Here is a 14698-nt window from a genome sequence, read left to right on the forward strand (position 1 = left end):
GCAGTGGTTAAACGCCACATATAATCTAATAGGAGGGGTTACAGAAAATGCAGCAAAAACTATGGATCAATGGAAAATTTGAAGAGTCACAAGCTTATAAAAGTTTAAAAAGTCCGTACAGTCATGAAGTACTTGCAGACATCGCACAGGCTTCAGCAGAAGATGTGAAAAAGGCGATTGATGCTGCTGAATCTGCTGCAAAGGAGATGAGATCTCTACCTGCATATAAACGGGCAGAAATATTGGAGCGCGTTGTTGAATTATTAAAAGAGAAGCGGACAGAATGCGCTAAAATTATTGCCCGCGAAGCAGCCAAACCGTTGAAAGCGGCGTTAACAGAAGTAGACAGAACAATCCTGACGTATCAATTTGCATCCCAGGAAGCGAGAAAAATTAATGGAGAAACAATTCCTATGGATGGTGCACCAGGTGGAGAAGGCAGGGTTGCGTATACAGTGCGTGAGCCGTTAGGAGTAATCGGCGCAATCACTCCGTTTAATTTTCCTATGAATCTTGTTGCCCATAAAGTTGGTCCGGCTATCGCAGCTGGCAATGCTGTTGTTCTTAAGCCAGCAAGCCAAACCCCGTTATCCTCATATAAAATTGCGGAGTTATTCGCTGAAGCCGGTTTGCCTAGCGGGGCATTAAACATTGTTACTGGGAGCGGCAGCACGGTTGGGGATGTATTAATATCAGATGATCGCGTTGCAATGATCACTTTTACAGGCAGTCCTGAAGTTGGTAAATCGATAAGAGAAAACGCAGGCTTAAAAAGAGTGACACTAGAATTAGGCTCTAATTCAGCCGTTGTCATTGATGAGAACACCGATGTGAGAAAAATTGTCCCTCGCATCGTAGCAGGCGCGTTTAATTTTCAAGGACAGGTATGCATCTCAGTGCAGCGCATATTTGTTCATGAAGCAGTTTTCTCAACCTTCGTAGAAAATTTTGTAGAAGAAGCGAAAAAGCTGAAATTAGGAGACCCATTAGATGAAACAACCGATGTGTCAGCCTTAATTTCGCAAGCGGATGTGGACAGAGCTCAGAGCTGGATTGATGAAGCGGTGAAAAATGGAGCGGAACTTGCACTTGGAGGAAAATCAACAGAAGGAGTACTTCATCCAACTGTCCTCTTAAATGTGGATTTATCAGAGAAAATATCCTGTGAGGAGGCTTTTGCGCCTGTTGTTCATATTAATTCATTTAAAGATTTTGATACCGCCCTGCATTCGGTAAACGATTCGAAATATGGATTACAAGCAGGAGTCTTTACAAATGATTTGCCAAAGGCCTTCCATGCAGCCAATACGCTTCATGTTGGCGGTGTGATGATAAATGACTTTCCAACCTTCCGAGTAGACCATATGCCATATGGAGGCGTAAAACAAAGCGGAACAGGAAGAGAAGGAATTAAATATGCAATCGAAGAAATGACAGAGCTGAAGCTTGTCAGTTTCCATCTTAATTAAGTTAGATAGCCCAGTACGATTACTGGGCTATCAGAGTGTTGAGATAGTAATAATGAAATGGGAGGCGCGAGACAGGCGAGACAGCTAAAGGCGTGTAGCGACGAAGCAGTAACCCTCGGAAAATCTCAAACCCTTCCATCTTATTTTATTATGTTTCTCTACAGCTGATCGCTTGCTTTTTTTACGGGGCTATTCAATTCATCTATTAAAGGAAATGAGGGAGGAAAAGTGACAACAATTAATCAATCCGATTTTAATATGGTTTTAACAATAGATGGCTATAATAAGAGGTTGCGCATTGATGATGTGAATGGCCATTTAAATCATGCGCTTTCTGAAGTTGAGGTGCTGGCAGAAAAGAATCAGGCTGAAAAAGTGATAATTAAAGCAAAAAGGGAGGATTTTTCCAATCTTTTGGAGAAAGGGTTCCTTTGTGAGGCAGTAATTGATCGCTACTTCTTAGGGTCAGATATGTATTTCTTCTGCAAATATTATCAACCAGAAAGGAGAAACAGTACGCAATGGACAACAGAGGATTCGATTGTAGAGAAAGTTGTTCAGCTTCAAAGAGAAGTACATATTGAACAGCCTCCAGAGCATTATCTTTTACGAAAAATAACGACTGATGAAGTTGAGCAGTTAGCAGCCCTTTATAAAAAGGTTTTTCAAATTTATCCAACACCGCTGCATGACCCTCAATATATAAAGAAGACCTTGCAGGAAGGGACTATTTATTATGGGTACTTTTATGACAGTGAGATTGTTAGCGCTGCTTCAGCTGAAGTGAATGGATTTTATAAGAACGCAGAATTAACAGACTGTGCAACATTAGTCGAGCACAGGAAGCATGGCTTAATGAAAGTATTATTACAGCAGCTTGAAGCGGATTTGAAGCAGCAAGGGATATATTGTGCTTATTCCATTGCAAGAGCATTATCCTTTGGTATGAATGCAGCCCTTCATCAGCTAGGATACAATTATAGAGGAAGGCTTGCTAATAACTGTTATATTTTTGATAAGCTGGAAGATATGAATGTATGGGTGAAAAACTTATCACAACCATCTATTTCCACATAATGCCGAATATTAGGCAGTCAATCGACGAACTTTCAGCACTAAATCAACCATCAGTGAGATAGAGGGGGAATGAGGTTGATTCACGACCATGGGATTTCAAAGGAAATTCTTGCAGCGATTTTAAATGGCATTGATGAAGGCATTCATGTTGTCGATTTAAAAGGGCATACCATTTATTACAATGATATTGCCGCTAAGCATGACGGCTTAAATGTAAATGAAGTAATAGGAAAACCGCTATTAACGGTGTTTCCTTCATTGAGTGAGCAAACTAGTACACTGTTAAAAGTAATGAAAACGAATAAGCCGATTTTCAATGAAACCCAAAGCTATGTGAATATTCACGGTGATAAAATTGAAACGATAAATACGACTTTACCGATTATTGTGGATGGTCAAATTGCAGGTGCAGTAGAAATAGCCAAAGATTATTCACGTTTAAAGCTCTTAAGTGAAAGTTTGCTTGATTTACGGAATATGGTAAATAAGCCAAATAAACAAAAGAAGTCCTCACGTCCCACCATTCAGTATACGCTTGAAAGCCTTTTAACAAAGAGTGAAAAAATGAAAGGGATTAAGGAAGAAGCGAAAAAGCTGGCAAAATCAGAATCTCCTATATTAGTGTTTGGCGAGAGCGGTTCAGGCAAGGAACTGTTTGTTCAAGGAATTCATCATGCATCATTGCGGCCCGATGCCCCCTTCATTGCACAAAATTGTGCAGCCATTCCTGAATCCTTATTAGAAAGTGTCCTATTTGGAACAACAAAAGGAAGCTATACAGGCGCATTGGATAGACCTGGATTATTTGAACTAGCAGATGGAGGCACTTTATTCCTTGATGAAATACACGCTATGCCAATTGAACTGCAAGCGAAGCTTTTGCGTGTATTAGAGGATGGCCAGGTTAGAAGAATTGGCAGTACGACAAGCTCTTATGTCAACTTTCGTGTGATTGCTGCAATGAATATTCATCCTCAGCTGGCAATGGAGAGACAGAAAATAAGAACGGATTTATTTTACAGGCTGAATGTTTTAACTTTTGAGCTATTGCCGCTTAGAGACAGAAAGGAAGATATTCTATTTTTAGCAGATCAATTTATTACTAGCTACAATCAACAATTCCATAAATCAATTGCAGGATTGGATGAAGGAGTAAAAGGGTTGTTTTTACAATATAAGTGGCCTGGAAATGTGCGCGAGTTAAAGCATACGATTGAATACATGATGAACGTATGCGAATCAGACATTCTTTGTGAAGAAGACTTGCCATTAATGTTAAAACAGATTTCAGCAAAGGATCGACGGCAAACAGACAAAAAGAAAGTCGAACGATCATTAAGAGAAGCACTATCCAGTCTCGAAAAGGAATTAATCGATGGAGCCATGCAAGATTCTGAAGGAAATATTTTAAAGGCAGCAAAGCTTTTAGGCATACCTAGACAAACTTTACAATATAAACTGCAAAAAATAGAAACAGTGAATGCCGAATAATCGGCATTTTTTTTATGTTTATGATAGAATGACGCTCTCGAAGTACATAGAAGCGCGAACGTGCATATCTTATCGTATTCATATACTTATTTGGCACAGTAATTGCATGTTAATACTTGATGACTACTTTTGAGGGGGAATACATGTGAAATCATTTTTGTATAAGCCGGATCGGCATTGGAAAGATATCGAGCTTTGGAAGGATGTACCAGAAGAAAAATGGAATGATTGGCTTTGGCAATTAACTAATACAATTAGAACATTAGATGATTTAAAGAAAGTGATTAATCTCACTCCAGAGGAAGAAGAAGGAGTGAAAATATCCACTAAAACGATTCCTTTAAATATTACGCCTTACTATGCCTCCTTAATGAACCCAGATGATCCGCGTTGTCCAATTCGGATGCAATCTGTACCTATATCAGAAGAAATCCATAAAACGAAATATGATTTAGAGGATCCGCTTCATGAGGATGAAGATTCGCCTGTAGCTGGTTTGACACACCGTTATCCTGATCGTGTTTTATTTCTTGTAACCAATCAATGCTCAATGTATTGCCGGTACTGTACAAGAAGAAGATTTTCAGGACAAATAGGGATGGGTGTGCCGAAAAAGCAATTGGATGCTGCGATTGAATATATTAGACAAACACCTGAAGTGCGGGATGTATTAATTTCAGGAGGAGACGGCCTTTTAATAAACGATAATATAGTAGAATATATTTTGAAAAACCTCCGTGAAATAGACCATGTAGAAATTATCCGAATTGGTACAAGAGCGCCAGTCGTCTTCCCGCAGAGGATTACAGAAAATTTATGCAATATTTTGAAAAAATATCATCCAGTTTGGCTAAATACTCATTTCAATACTTCGATTGAAATTACTGAGGAATCAAAGAAGGCATGTGAGATGCTGGCCAATGCCGGTGTGCCGGTAGGGAATCAATCAGTTATTCTTGCGGGCATTAATGATAGTGTTCCGATAATGAAAAAGCTGATGCATGATCTCGTTAAAATCCGTGTCAGGCCTTATTATATTTATCAATGTGATTTATCAGAAGGGATTGGACATTTCCGAGCCCCTGTTTCTAAAGGGCTGGAGATTATTGAAGGATTGCGGGGGCACACTTCAGGTTATGCGGTTCCAACGTTCGTCGTAGATGCTCCAGGAGGGGGAGGGAAAATTTCTTTGCAGCCAAACTATTTAATTTCCCAAAGTGCAGAAAAGGTTGTGCTACGTAACTTTGAAGGTGTAATTACAACCTATCCAGAGCCGGAAAGTTATGTGCCAGGCAGAGCGGATGATTATTTCCAAGGCATATATGGTGATATGGATTCGATGAAATCAAAGGTTGGCATTGCTGGATTGATGAATGATGAAGCATTTAATCTTGTACCTGAAGGTTTATCGCGGTTAAATAGACGTGATAATTATGATCATGATCCTGCCCATGCATCGCTTAAGGATAAGCGCGAAAAACGTGATGAATTAAAAGAGAAAAAATATAAAGCAGAACAATTAAAAAGAGCAAACTCTGAATCTGCTGCTACAAATGAATGAGGTGATCAAATTGGCAAAATCTTGTGCTTGGTGTGAAAGTGATGAGGTAGGAGAAGCAAAAAAGAGCGTGTATTGGGAGCTGCCGGATGGAACGCGGGCAATAGAGATTATTGAGACTCCATCAATTATTTGTCATTCATGCAAGATGGAATATCAAACAGAAGAAATGGTAAAAGACATTGAAGATCAATTGTTTTTGATTAATACGAAGGAGATTGGCAAGGCAATATCTTATGTGGACTTAATGGCACAGCCAAAATTGTTAAAAAGAAACTATTTCGACTTTTTAAGTTAAAGCAGGAGAGAATTCTTGATTTATTTTCATCCATCCTTCATGATGAAAAGTATCATTTTATCATAAAGGAAGTCGGTTCCATGTCAAAGTCCTTTTACCATTTTTTAATGAAATATCGCCATCCAGAACCACCAGATAAAATTAGCAGCTTTGCTAATGATGCTTTCAAAGATCATAGTTTTCCTAAAACATCAAAGGATTATCATGAAATCAGCTCTTATTTGGAGTTAAATACAAATTATTTAGAAAGCATGACCATATTTGATGAAGCATGGGATGAGTATTTAATGGCAGAAAGTTAATTTAAACGATTCAAAAGCCCTCTCTGGCGAAGGCTTTTGAATCGTTTTTTGTTTCGCCATTTAAAAGTAACTCATGTTTTTTAATGGAAAGCATGGCGTGAGGGGCGATCATCCGTTAAAAAAATTAAACAGCGCCATTTTATTTAAGCATAGCTTTAACTAATTGATTATAAAGCCTTTTTTAAAAAATTCGATTAACACAGAAGTAGTAACTATGCCGTCAAAGTCACCATCGTTCTTTTGAATGAAGAGTGATGGTTTTGCTGGTGGGGAAGCAGAATGCACATTTGCTTTTCCTCCGTTATATTTCTAATTTGGACTGCCCTGAGTAAGAGCGAATCAACGTGACAATGCATATAATAACGTAATCAATAATCACGACAATCATTGAAAGGATGGGGGTTATGGTTAATCGAAAAAAACCTAAATACAAGATCGGTGATACTGTCGTGATCACAATTTACGGGACGGTAGGAAAAGTCACTGATGTAAAGTGGTTAGATGATATGTATGTCTATGAAGTAAATAAAAGCGAAGGATTATATTTAGAATCCAGCCTTCAGCATCTATCAGAATATGAAGGGGAGCTTATTGAAAAGGAGCAAATTGACATAGAATACAAATACTTTTTTGGTGATCTTGTCCAGGTCAAAGGCTATGGTACGGAGTTATTTAAAATCGTGGGCTTTCGCACTGAAATATGGCGCTATAAAGAAGATGCATGGGAAGATGTGATTTATGAACTTTCAAGAATTAGTGATGGTGAATGGCTTGAAGCTGGAGAGGAAGAGCTGACTTTACTTGCAGATGCCGATAGTGCGGATGCTTTTATCGAAAAACTCGGCCTCCTGTATTTAATTAACAAGAAAGCAAAAATCCAGGAACTGAAAAAAAACAGTTACTCTTTCCGTGAAGCGGAGAAAGAGCTGCTAGAAACTGTGAAAGAAAAAAAAGCACTCATCGATGGCCTCCTTGATATTTATAATGATTATGAAATTTTGTATGTCCTATTTGGTGATGAAGAATATAAAAAGGTAATGAAAATTATCATTCGCAAGTTGAAGCAATTGGTCAATAAAAACGAAGGAAGCGCATCTTCTAGTGAGAAAAAATCAATTGAATAAGTGCAAGCACAGTTGCCGGTATTCCGAATAGCATTGTGATAATAAATAATTTGTTCAATGCCATTTCAAAAAACTTAAGTAAACTACTATTTTCATTGTTGACGCTATTAATAAAGAAGTTTGATAGAGTAGTGATTGATTTCATATGAGCTTCTCCCCTTCATTTTCGATTGGTAGATGTATTTGATAGTTTATAAATATGGTCCTCTACTTAAAAACATGCTTCTTTTTTTTTTCATTTACTTACAAAAAATTCACTCTCTCATTCAAAGTACAAAGAGATGAGTTGAAAGGATTTCCAGCAGTTTAGCTTTTCTTAACTTTTGCTACTATATTTACTTTCTCTTGCATGAATGGTGTATTAAACACATACATTTTGTACAAAGGGGGAGACGCGTGTGAGGGAAATAGAGGTATTTATTGATACAGAGGAGATTGCTGAATTTTTCTTTCATGAGCTGATGAAGCGGGGTTTCGTTCCTAATGAGAGTGAAGTTGACGAGTTAGCAGACATCACATTTGACTACTTATTGAAAAAATGTATTATTGACGAGGAATTAGATGATGAATAAAAATGATTTAAGATTGTAGAAAAACTCATGTAAACCATAAAAAAAGAAATGCATCTATTTCAGAAGAATTTTACGGGGGACTGTCAGGCTGTAGGAGTCAGCTTTACGGCAACTCCTACAGGAGCAGGCGGATCCCTTATAGCAGAAGTTTGCTCATTTTTATATTTGTCTACACTTTAAAATGACGGGGTTCCGTCATTTTTTATTCGTTTTATAATAAAAGTTGAAACTTCAACCAAGTTCCTCCGTATATACTCTAGAAGAATAAATTAGTATGACTGCGGTCATAAGGAGGAAAATGAAATGGCCTTGTTTAATAAGGTGTTGGCAAGTGTTGGTATTGGTGCAGCAAAGGTAGATACTAAATTACATTCTGGTGCTGTTTATCCCGGTAGCAAACTGGAAGGTATTGTTGAAGTAAGAGGCGGGAAAATCGATCAGGAAATTGATGATATTTATCTTAAAGTTCAAACATCCTATGAAACAGAAAAGGATGATCACAAATATTCAGTTAACGGGGAAGTCGCCCGCTTTCGCTTAGCGGAGTCTTTTATCATCAAAGCCAATGAAGCAAAGGACATTCCATTTGCATTTAACTTACCACTAGATACGCCTGTGACTATAGGAAAATCAAGAGTATGGGTATCAACTGAGCTAGATATAAAAAAAGCTTTTGACCCATCAGATAATGATAGCATGAAGGTAGCACCTAACAAATTAATGGAATCTGTCTTGCATTCTATTAATGATTTGGGGTTTAGGATGAGGGAGGTAGAATGTGAGGAAGCGCCAAAGTGGATGCGCCGCCGTCTCCCTTTTGTACAAGAATTTGAATTTGTTGCAGTATCGGGCCAATTTCGAGGAAGGCTCGATGAATTAGAAGTTGTATTCTTCCTTGAATCTGACAACGCAGCGGATTTATTCCTTCAAGTAGATCGTCGAGCGAGAGGATTAAGAGGCTTCCTTTCAGAGGCGCTTTCAATGGATGAATCAACAATTACGATTAAAGTTACAAGTGATGATATACCAAACATGTCATCGAAATTACAATCTGTTATTTCACAGTATATTTAATATTAACATTTCATAGCAGATACGTACCACGATCAAAGAAAACACGTCAGAACTTTTTTCTGACGTGTTTTTCAAATTATACAAAGAAGGTGCGCAGCAATTCCTGACCTTTTATAAATGGCCTGATGAATGCATATAAATGTGAATTCTCATGTTTCATTGGTTCATCAGAAATTATGCCATGAACTCCGATTTTTTGCATGCTATAAAATTGAAACTGATCCTTAATTGTCCATGAATAAATGTCATATCCATAGAACTCTGCTTGCTTAATAAAATTGTTCGTAAGGCTATAATAATTTATGGAAAGAAAGCTGGCAAAATGTCTATAGCTAGTAAGCTGAAATAAGTCGAGGGGATGATTCAGCAGCAATCCTGTTGAAATGTTAGGGGATAGTTGATGAAATTTTTCAACCTCATGGATATTAAAGGATTGGACTTTTAATAACTTTCGCGGGAGTCCCTTTTCAACATAGGCAGTCAAGACAGTGGATAGCGTTTCTGATATTTCAGGATATAAATCAGGGTATTTAATTTCAATGAGCAGTCCTATTTCTCCGCCAAACCTGTCTAAAACTTCTTGTAATAAGGGGATTTTTTCACCTTTAAATGATGATGAAAACCATGAACCGGCGTCTAAAGCTTGTATATCAGCCAAGGTCATATCTTTTATGCTGCCAGTTCCATTTGTCGTTCGATTGACAGTCGCGTCATGAATAACGACCAATTCACCATCTTTACTAAGCTGGATATCGAGTTCAATAAAATCATATTTCAGCTCCGCTGCTCTTTCAAATGCTGCCATTGTATTTTCTGGCGCTTCTTTTGAGGCCCCTCGATGCGCAATTGCCTCAAAAGCTTGAAGCGGCAGAAATAAAATCAGAATGTTGGCTATAAGGAGACTAAAGATAATGAGGAGTGAGAAGCGCCTTTTTATAAATAAATCGTTGTCATTCAAAATATTCACCTCGCCTTTTGTCTAATAAATGGAGTAGTTATAGCATTATATGACTAAGCTTTATAAAATGTAAGCGTTTTCAAACGAATTTTTTTCTCTAATCGACAAAACTAGTAATTTTTCAACGAAGGAAACGACAAGAAAAATCGCCAATTAATCTATTATAAATTACACGAATATGTTGGTTGGAGGAATGATGAATGCTTAAGGAATTAACAGGAAGTAGAAAAAAAGAATATGATGTCACCATTTTCCAAACACCGGTATTTAGAGAGAATAAAGGTTATCGCCAGGTATATCGTCTATCGATTAAAGGGATGAATCATGAGGAATGTTTAACGTCTGTCTTTAGCCAATTCAATGTACCAGATAGAATGCCATGTGATTTTTCCGGAAGATTTCTTTCAACAGGTGATATTTTATATATTGATGAAGGGAGAAGAGGGCAGTTCTATTATCAGCTGAAATCTGGAGGCTGGAAAAAAATTAATCGCATCCATATTAGGTAAGTTCATCCTTTCATATGTATTTTAAATAAAAGGATAATAAAGCATCAATTTTTTCGAGTTAGAAAAATGGTCTAGCTCCAGCGCCTACTCCCTCGAGGTCATAAGCCAATCCTCCCAGAAAGGTAAAGAACACCTTTCCGTAAGGCTCGTCTTATACTTGTCGGGGGTGAATGAGCAAGGCGCTTGCGCTTTTCTTGTCTATATTTGACGAAAAAACAATCACATGATTTACTGATAATAGCGGTTTAGTTTTCTAGGCCGTTTTTATTATGGTATATTAAGTAAACATAAGCAGTCTATATCATGTGGGAGGTAATAACAATGAGTGTACATATTGGTGCCAAAGAAAATGAAATTGCAGAAACGGTCCTTTTACCTGGAGATCCGCTGCGTGCAAAATATATTGCTGAAACATTTTTAGAGGATGCAAAATGCTATAATGAAGTAAGAAACATGTTCGGCTATACTGGTACATATAAAGGGAAAAGAATTTCTGTACAAGGTACAGGGATGGGTGTGCCATCCATTTCAATATATGTTAACGAGCTAATGAACAGCTATAACGTCCAAAATCTAATTAGAGTAGGTACTTGCGGTGCGATTCAAAAGGATGTAAAGGTACGTGATGTCATCCTTGCAATGACAGCATCCACTGATTCGCAAATGAATCGCCTCACATTTGGCGGCGTCGATTATGCGCCAGCAGCAGATTTTGATTTACTTAGAAAAGCCTATGATAGCGGTGTTGAAAAAGGATTGAATTTAAAAGTCGGCAATGTTTTCACAGCAGATACGTTTTATAATGATAATGCAGAACACGAAAAATGGGCGCAATATCAAATTCTTGCCATTGAAATGGAAACAGCAGCATTGTATACATTAGCTGCAAAATTCTCTCGTAAAGCACTGTCAGTTCTTACTGTCAGCGATCATATTCTTACAGGTGAAGAAACGACATCAGAAGAAAGACAAACGACGTTTAATGAAATGATTGAAGTGGCGCTAGAAGCAGCAATCCAAGAATAAAAAGATAAAGAGGCAGTCAGATGGCTGCCTCTTTTGGTGTTTTTATTATGGGAATTTTTAACTAAATGAGTTCATTTTCGCATTTCATATTATAAAATGATATGATAGGTTGTGAAATGTAAAGCAATAGAGATAGGTGAGTTAAACGATGAAAAAAGTAATTATCGGTACGGTCGCGGCAAGTATAATCCTTAGCGGCTGCAGTCAATTAGATCCATATTTAGAAAAAATCCCATTCTTATCAAATGCTGATCATAATGGCTCAGATACAACGGAGCAAAATGAACAGCCAAGTCAAAATGAAGAAGATAATCATGAAACTAATGAAGAATCGGAAATAGCATCAAACACGATGGAAGAAGAAAACGATATGTCATTAGAGGCAGCTTATTTTAATGACATTAAAGTTGTAGATGAATTAAATATCATTCAAAATCCAAGTAACATTATGGCGCTTGTGAATAAACAATTCAGCCTGCCATCAGATTATGCACCAGATGATTTAGTTCGTCCTGATGTCGCTTTTTCATTCGGTGACGAGGAAGTTGAAAAAAGCTACTTAAGAAAAGAGGCAGCTGAAGGCTTAGAAAAAATGTTCGCAGCGGCTAAAAAGGACGGCATTGATTTATTCGCTGTTTCCGGATACCGCTCTTATGAACGTCAAGATGCAGTATTTAGCGCTGAAGTGAACCGGGTAGGCGAGGAGAAGGCAGTACAGGCAGTTGCTTTTCCAGGCAGCAGTGAACATCAAACAGGCTTATCTATGGATATATCAAGTGCAACAGTTGACTATACCTTGACAGAGAAGTTTGAAAACGCTCCTGAAGGCAAATGGCTAAAAGATAATGCTCACCATTACGGTTTTATTCTTAGATATCCAAAAGGGAAAGAAGAAGTGACAGGTTATCAATTTGAACCATGGCACTTCCGCTACATCGGCGTTGATGCAGCAACGGTTATCTTTGAAAAGGATTTAACTCTTGAGGAATATTTTGATGCGGTAAAAAAAATCTAGCTGAGAGCTTTCTTATAAAGCCGGAAATAGAAACTTGCCCATAATGGGAAAATAGGAAGAATCCACAAATACTTAAAAAGATTGTCAATAGAAAAAAGGTAATAACTAAGCGGTAAAAACAAAACTGCGCTGAGCAGCTCCTGTTTCCAAGAGCGGTTTATTATACCTGATATGAAAAAAATAATAGAAAAAGCAAAGCTTAACCATAAAAGAATACCAATAATCATGACCAGGCTCCTTTCTTGGTCGTTATAAGGTTCTTAGGTATAAATAAATCTTATGAGAGAAAAAAACGGTATAGAATATAAAAAAGCACTTAACATAAAAATGAGTGCTTTTTTATTTTTCCTATTTATAATTAAAATGAGTTATAATTTGTTCATATGCTGGTAAGTTTTTCATTTAGCATCGATGTTGGTTTTTTAATAACTTGAGAAACCCATTCCTTTAGGTCTTTTTTTCTTTGTTAATTATCTAGTAAAAATGTTATTCTAATCAGTAAAGGATTATAAACAATCCTACGGTCATGAAAGTGGTGAAAGATTTGTCAAACGAGGATTTAAATCAAGAATCTACAGAAAAGCAACCTGGTTTTATACGTATGAAGAAATTTCCCTTTATCATGCTATTATTTTTCGTTGTCTTTATTACTGCAGGAATTACAACCCTTGCTCTTTCCTTTGGGGATGAAAAAGCAGTAAATGTCGGCACTAACGAAAGAAGTGAATTTAATAAACTTTATATGGCATATGATACGTTAAACAATAATTATTACGAGAAGGTAGACAAAGATGATCTTATGAATGGAGCAATCAATGGAATGCTTGATGCATTGGATGATCCTTATTCAGATTACATGAATGTCGATGAAGCTAAAAACTTCCATGACAGCATCGCCTCTTCATTTGAAGGAATCGGAGCTGAAATTTCTGAGCAGGAAGGCCATATTGTCATTGTTTCTCCTTTAAAAGGCTCTCCAGCTGAAAAAGCTGGATTACAGCCAAATGATAAAGTAATGTCAGTGGATGGCGAAAGTCTTCAAGGGATGAGTTCATCGGAAGCAGTCTTACTCATTAGAGGTGAGAAAGGAACAGACGTTGAACTGGAAGTCCTTCGTCCAGGCACAGAAGAGTCGGTCAAAATGACGATTACACGCGATACGATTCCGATTGAAACAGTTTATGGCGAGATGATTGAGGATGACATAGCCAAAGTGCAAATCACTTCTTTCTCAGAAAATACAGCACAGGAGCTTGTCGATACATTAAATGAACTGAAAAAAGAAGGAATGAAAGGGCTAGTGCTTGATCTCCGTCAAAATCCAGGCGGGCTATTGGACCAAGCGATAGAAATTTCCAGTTTATTTGTTCCTGAAGGTGAAATACTGTTCCAAATCGAAGATCGAAATGGTAATAAAGAAGCTGTTCAATCAGTCAACAAGGAAAACAAAGATATTCCGCTTGTTGTTGTCATTGATAAAGGCAGTGCAAGTGCGTCCGAAATACTTGCGGCTGCAGTACAGGAATCTGCAGGAATTGAACTAGTTGGAGAAAAATCATTCGGTAAAGGAACAGTGCAGCGTGCACAGGACTTTAGCGATGGATCCAATATGAAGTTTACGACTGAAAAATGGCTGACTCCTGATGGCAATTGGATTCATAGTGAAGGAATCACACCAGACCATAAAGTATCACTTCCAGATTATGCATCACTTCCTTTCCTCAATCCGGAAGCAGAATTAAAGCTTTCTTCTTCATCTAATCAAGTGAAGGTTGCACAGGAAATGCTGAAAGCTGTTGGACATGATCCTGGCAGAGTGGATGGCTTCTTTGATGAAAAAACGGAAGAAGCAGTAAAGGCATTTCAAGAGGAAGCGGAGTTAGAATCAACAGGTGTTCTCTCCGGCGAATCCACATTGAAACTAATGGAAGAATTGCGAAAGCAAGTCATCGAAAATGATACTCAAATTAAAAAAGCAGTAGAAGTGCTTCAAGAAAAAATGAAATAAACGAAAAACTGTCAGTATAACTACTGGCAGTTTTTTTTAGACTGTAGAGAAACCCATTTCAAAGTAAAAATGATCGGTTTGGGACACCGCTCGTTTTCTCCGCAATTAGAGCGTCGAACCGCTTCAACTTTCGCGCCTATCTCCTCCAGGAGTAGATGACACCTCTCCAATTGGAAAAATTGTCAGTATAGCATTGGCCGTTTTCTATCTTCTTTTT

Annotated in this window: 16 protein-coding genes; 13 read left to right on the plus strand and 3 right to left on the minus strand. The window is 37.7% G+C overall.

Going from position 1 to position 14698, the window contains the following annotated elements; translation table 11 throughout:
* Positions 1-47 precede the first annotated feature (47 nt).
* The 7 genes from CWS20_RS03695 to yodN all read left to right on the plus strand — a co-directional run bounded on the left by CWS20_RS03695 (position 48) and on the right by yodN (position 7319).
* A complete protein-coding gene (locus tag CWS20_RS03695) occupies positions 48-1469 on the plus strand; it encodes an aldehyde dehydrogenase family protein (protein WP_066200152.1) in 1422 nt (473 codons plus the stop codon).
* A gap of 258 nt (positions 1470-1727) precedes the next feature.
* Positions 1728-2546 (plus strand): putative beta-lysine N-acetyltransferase, encoded by an 819-nt coding sequence (gene ablB, locus CWS20_RS03700; RefSeq protein WP_066201826.1) that lies wholly within the window; start codon positions 1728-1730, stop codon positions 2544-2546.
* A gap of 75 nt (positions 2547-2621) precedes the next feature.
* Positions 2622-4037: a sigma-54 interaction domain-containing protein gene (locus CWS20_RS03705; protein WP_241198629.1), complete on the plus strand. Its 1416-nt coding sequence runs from the start codon at positions 2622-2624 to the stop codon at positions 4035-4037.
* 145 nt (positions 4038-4182) lie between these two features.
* Positions 4183-5598, plus strand: coding sequence for a lysine 2,3-aminomutase (gene kamA / locus CWS20_RS03710; RefSeq protein WP_066200145.1), 1416 nt, complete (start codon positions 4183-4185; stop codon positions 5596-5598).
* Complete coding sequence (locus CWS20_RS03715; protein ID WP_066200143.1) at positions 5591-5893, plus strand: YokU family protein; 303 nt, start codon at positions 5591-5593, stop codon at positions 5891-5893. Before kamA ends, CWS20_RS03715 begins: the two co-directional genes overlap by 8 nt.
* An 80-nt stretch (positions 5894-5973) precedes the next feature.
* Positions 5974-6195, plus strand: coding sequence for a YozE family protein (locus CWS20_RS03720; RefSeq protein ID WP_066200139.1), 222 nt, complete (start codon positions 5974-5976; stop codon positions 6193-6195).
* A gap of 404 nt (positions 6196-6599) precedes the next feature.
* Positions 6600-7319 (plus strand): germination protein YodN, encoded by a 720-nt coding sequence (gene yodN, locus CWS20_RS03725; protein ID WP_066200134.1) that lies wholly within the window; start codon positions 6600-6602, stop codon positions 7317-7319.
* On the opposite strand, the gene CWS20_RS27885 is transcribed toward yodN, so the two are convergent.
* Complete coding sequence (locus CWS20_RS27885; RefSeq protein ID WP_157090553.1) at positions 7294-7464, minus strand: hypothetical protein; 171 nt, start codon at positions 7462-7464, stop codon at positions 7294-7296. The two genes, yodN and CWS20_RS27885, sit on opposite strands and share 26 nt — an antisense overlap.
* 253 nt (positions 7465-7717) lie before the next feature.
* Between CWS20_RS27885 and CWS20_RS03730 the strand changes: the two genes are divergently transcribed.
* Positions 7718-7891, plus strand: a complete 174-nt coding sequence (locus CWS20_RS03730) for a YozD family protein (RefSeq protein WP_066200131.1) — start codon at positions 7718-7720, stop codon at positions 7889-7891.
* 303 nt (positions 7892-8194) lie between these two features.
* Positions 8195-8965, plus strand: coding sequence for a sporulation protein (locus CWS20_RS03735; protein ID WP_066200128.1), 771 nt, complete (start codon positions 8195-8197; stop codon positions 8963-8965).
* Positions 8966-9041: 76 nt separating this feature from the next.
* Here CWS20_RS03735 and CWS20_RS03740 read toward each other — a convergent pair whose 3' ends face one another.
* Entirely contained in the window at positions 9042-9923 is an 882-nt protein-coding gene (locus tag CWS20_RS03740; protein WP_066200125.1) for a glycerophosphodiester phosphodiesterase, read from the minus strand.
* 200 nt (positions 9924-10123) lie between these two features.
* Between CWS20_RS03740 and CWS20_RS03745 the strand changes: the two genes are divergently transcribed.
* From CWS20_RS03745 to CWS20_RS03755, 3 genes are all read left to right on the plus strand, one after another.
* Entirely contained in the window at positions 10124-10432 is a 309-nt protein-coding gene (locus CWS20_RS03745) for a YodL domain-containing protein (protein ID WP_066200123.1), read from the plus strand.
* A 321-nt stretch (positions 10433-10753) separates the two neighbouring features.
* Positions 10754-11458, plus strand: coding sequence for a purine-nucleoside phosphorylase (deoD, locus tag CWS20_RS03750; protein ID WP_066200120.1), 705 nt, complete (start codon positions 10754-10756; stop codon positions 11456-11458).
* Between the two features lie 148 nt (positions 11459-11606).
* Positions 11607-12473 carry a M15 family metallopeptidase gene (locus CWS20_RS03755; protein WP_066200118.1) on the plus strand — a complete coding sequence of 289 codons (867 nt, stop codon included), beginning with the start codon at positions 11607-11609 and terminating at the stop codon, positions 12471-12473.
* Here the strand turns inward: CWS20_RS03755 and CWS20_RS03760 are convergent.
* Entirely contained in the window at positions 12470-12700 is a 231-nt protein-coding gene (locus CWS20_RS03760; protein WP_066200115.1) for a hypothetical protein, read from the minus strand. The genes CWS20_RS03755 and CWS20_RS03760 overlap by 4 nt on opposite strands.
* Before the next feature lie 317 nt (positions 12701-13017).
* Between CWS20_RS03760 and CWS20_RS03765 the strand changes: the two genes are divergently transcribed.
* Entirely contained in the window at positions 13018-14481 is a 1464-nt protein-coding gene (locus CWS20_RS03765) for a lmo1851 family serine protease (protein WP_454040250.1), read from the plus strand.
* Positions 14482-14698 lie beyond the last annotated feature (217 nt).

Origin of the sequence: Cytobacillus horneckiae (assembly GCF_002835735.1) — a bacterium.
GTDB lineage: Bacteria > Bacillota > Bacilli > Bacillales > Cytobacillaceae > Cytobacillus > Cytobacillus horneckiae.

Excerpts from the sequence above, each read along its gene's own strand:
- CWS20_RS03695 (WP_066200152.1), top strand. The coding sequence starts at position 48 with ATGCAGCAAAAACTATGGATCAATGGAAAATTTGAAGAGTCACAAGCT.
- ablB (WP_066201826.1), top strand. The coding sequence starts at position 1,728 with ATGGTTTTAACAATAGATGGCTATAATAAGAGGTTGCGCATTGATGAT.
- CWS20_RS03715 (WP_066200143.1), top strand. The coding sequence starts at position 5,591 with ATGAATGAGGTGATCAAATTGGCAAAATCTTGTGCTTGGTGTGAAAGT.
- CWS20_RS03720 (WP_066200139.1), top strand. The coding sequence starts at position 5,974 with ATGTCAAAGTCCTTTTACCATTTTTTAATGAAATATCGCCATCCAGAA.
- yodN (WP_066200134.1), top strand. The coding sequence starts at position 6,600 with ATGGTTAATCGAAAAAAACCTAAATACAAGATCGGTGATACTGTCGTG.
- CWS20_RS27885 (WP_157090553.1), bottom strand. The coding sequence starts at position 7,464 with ATGAAATCAATCACTACTCTATCAAACTTCTTTATTAATAGCGTCAAC.
- CWS20_RS03735 (WP_066200128.1), top strand. The coding sequence starts at position 8,195 with ATGGCCTTGTTTAATAAGGTGTTGGCAAGTGTTGGTATTGGTGCAGCA.
- CWS20_RS03745 (WP_066200123.1), top strand. The coding sequence starts at position 10,124 with ATGCTTAAGGAATTAACAGGAAGTAGAAAAAAAGAATATGATGTCACC.
- deoD (WP_066200120.1), top strand. The coding sequence starts at position 10,754 with ATGAGTGTACATATTGGTGCCAAAGAAAATGAAATTGCAGAAACGGTC.
- CWS20_RS03755 (WP_066200118.1), top strand. The coding sequence starts at position 11,607 with ATGAAAAAAGTAATTATCGGTACGGTCGCGGCAAGTATAATCCTTAGC.
- CWS20_RS03760 (WP_066200115.1), bottom strand. The coding sequence starts at position 12,700 with ATGATTATTGGTATTCTTTTATGGTTAAGCTTTGCTTTTTCTATTATT.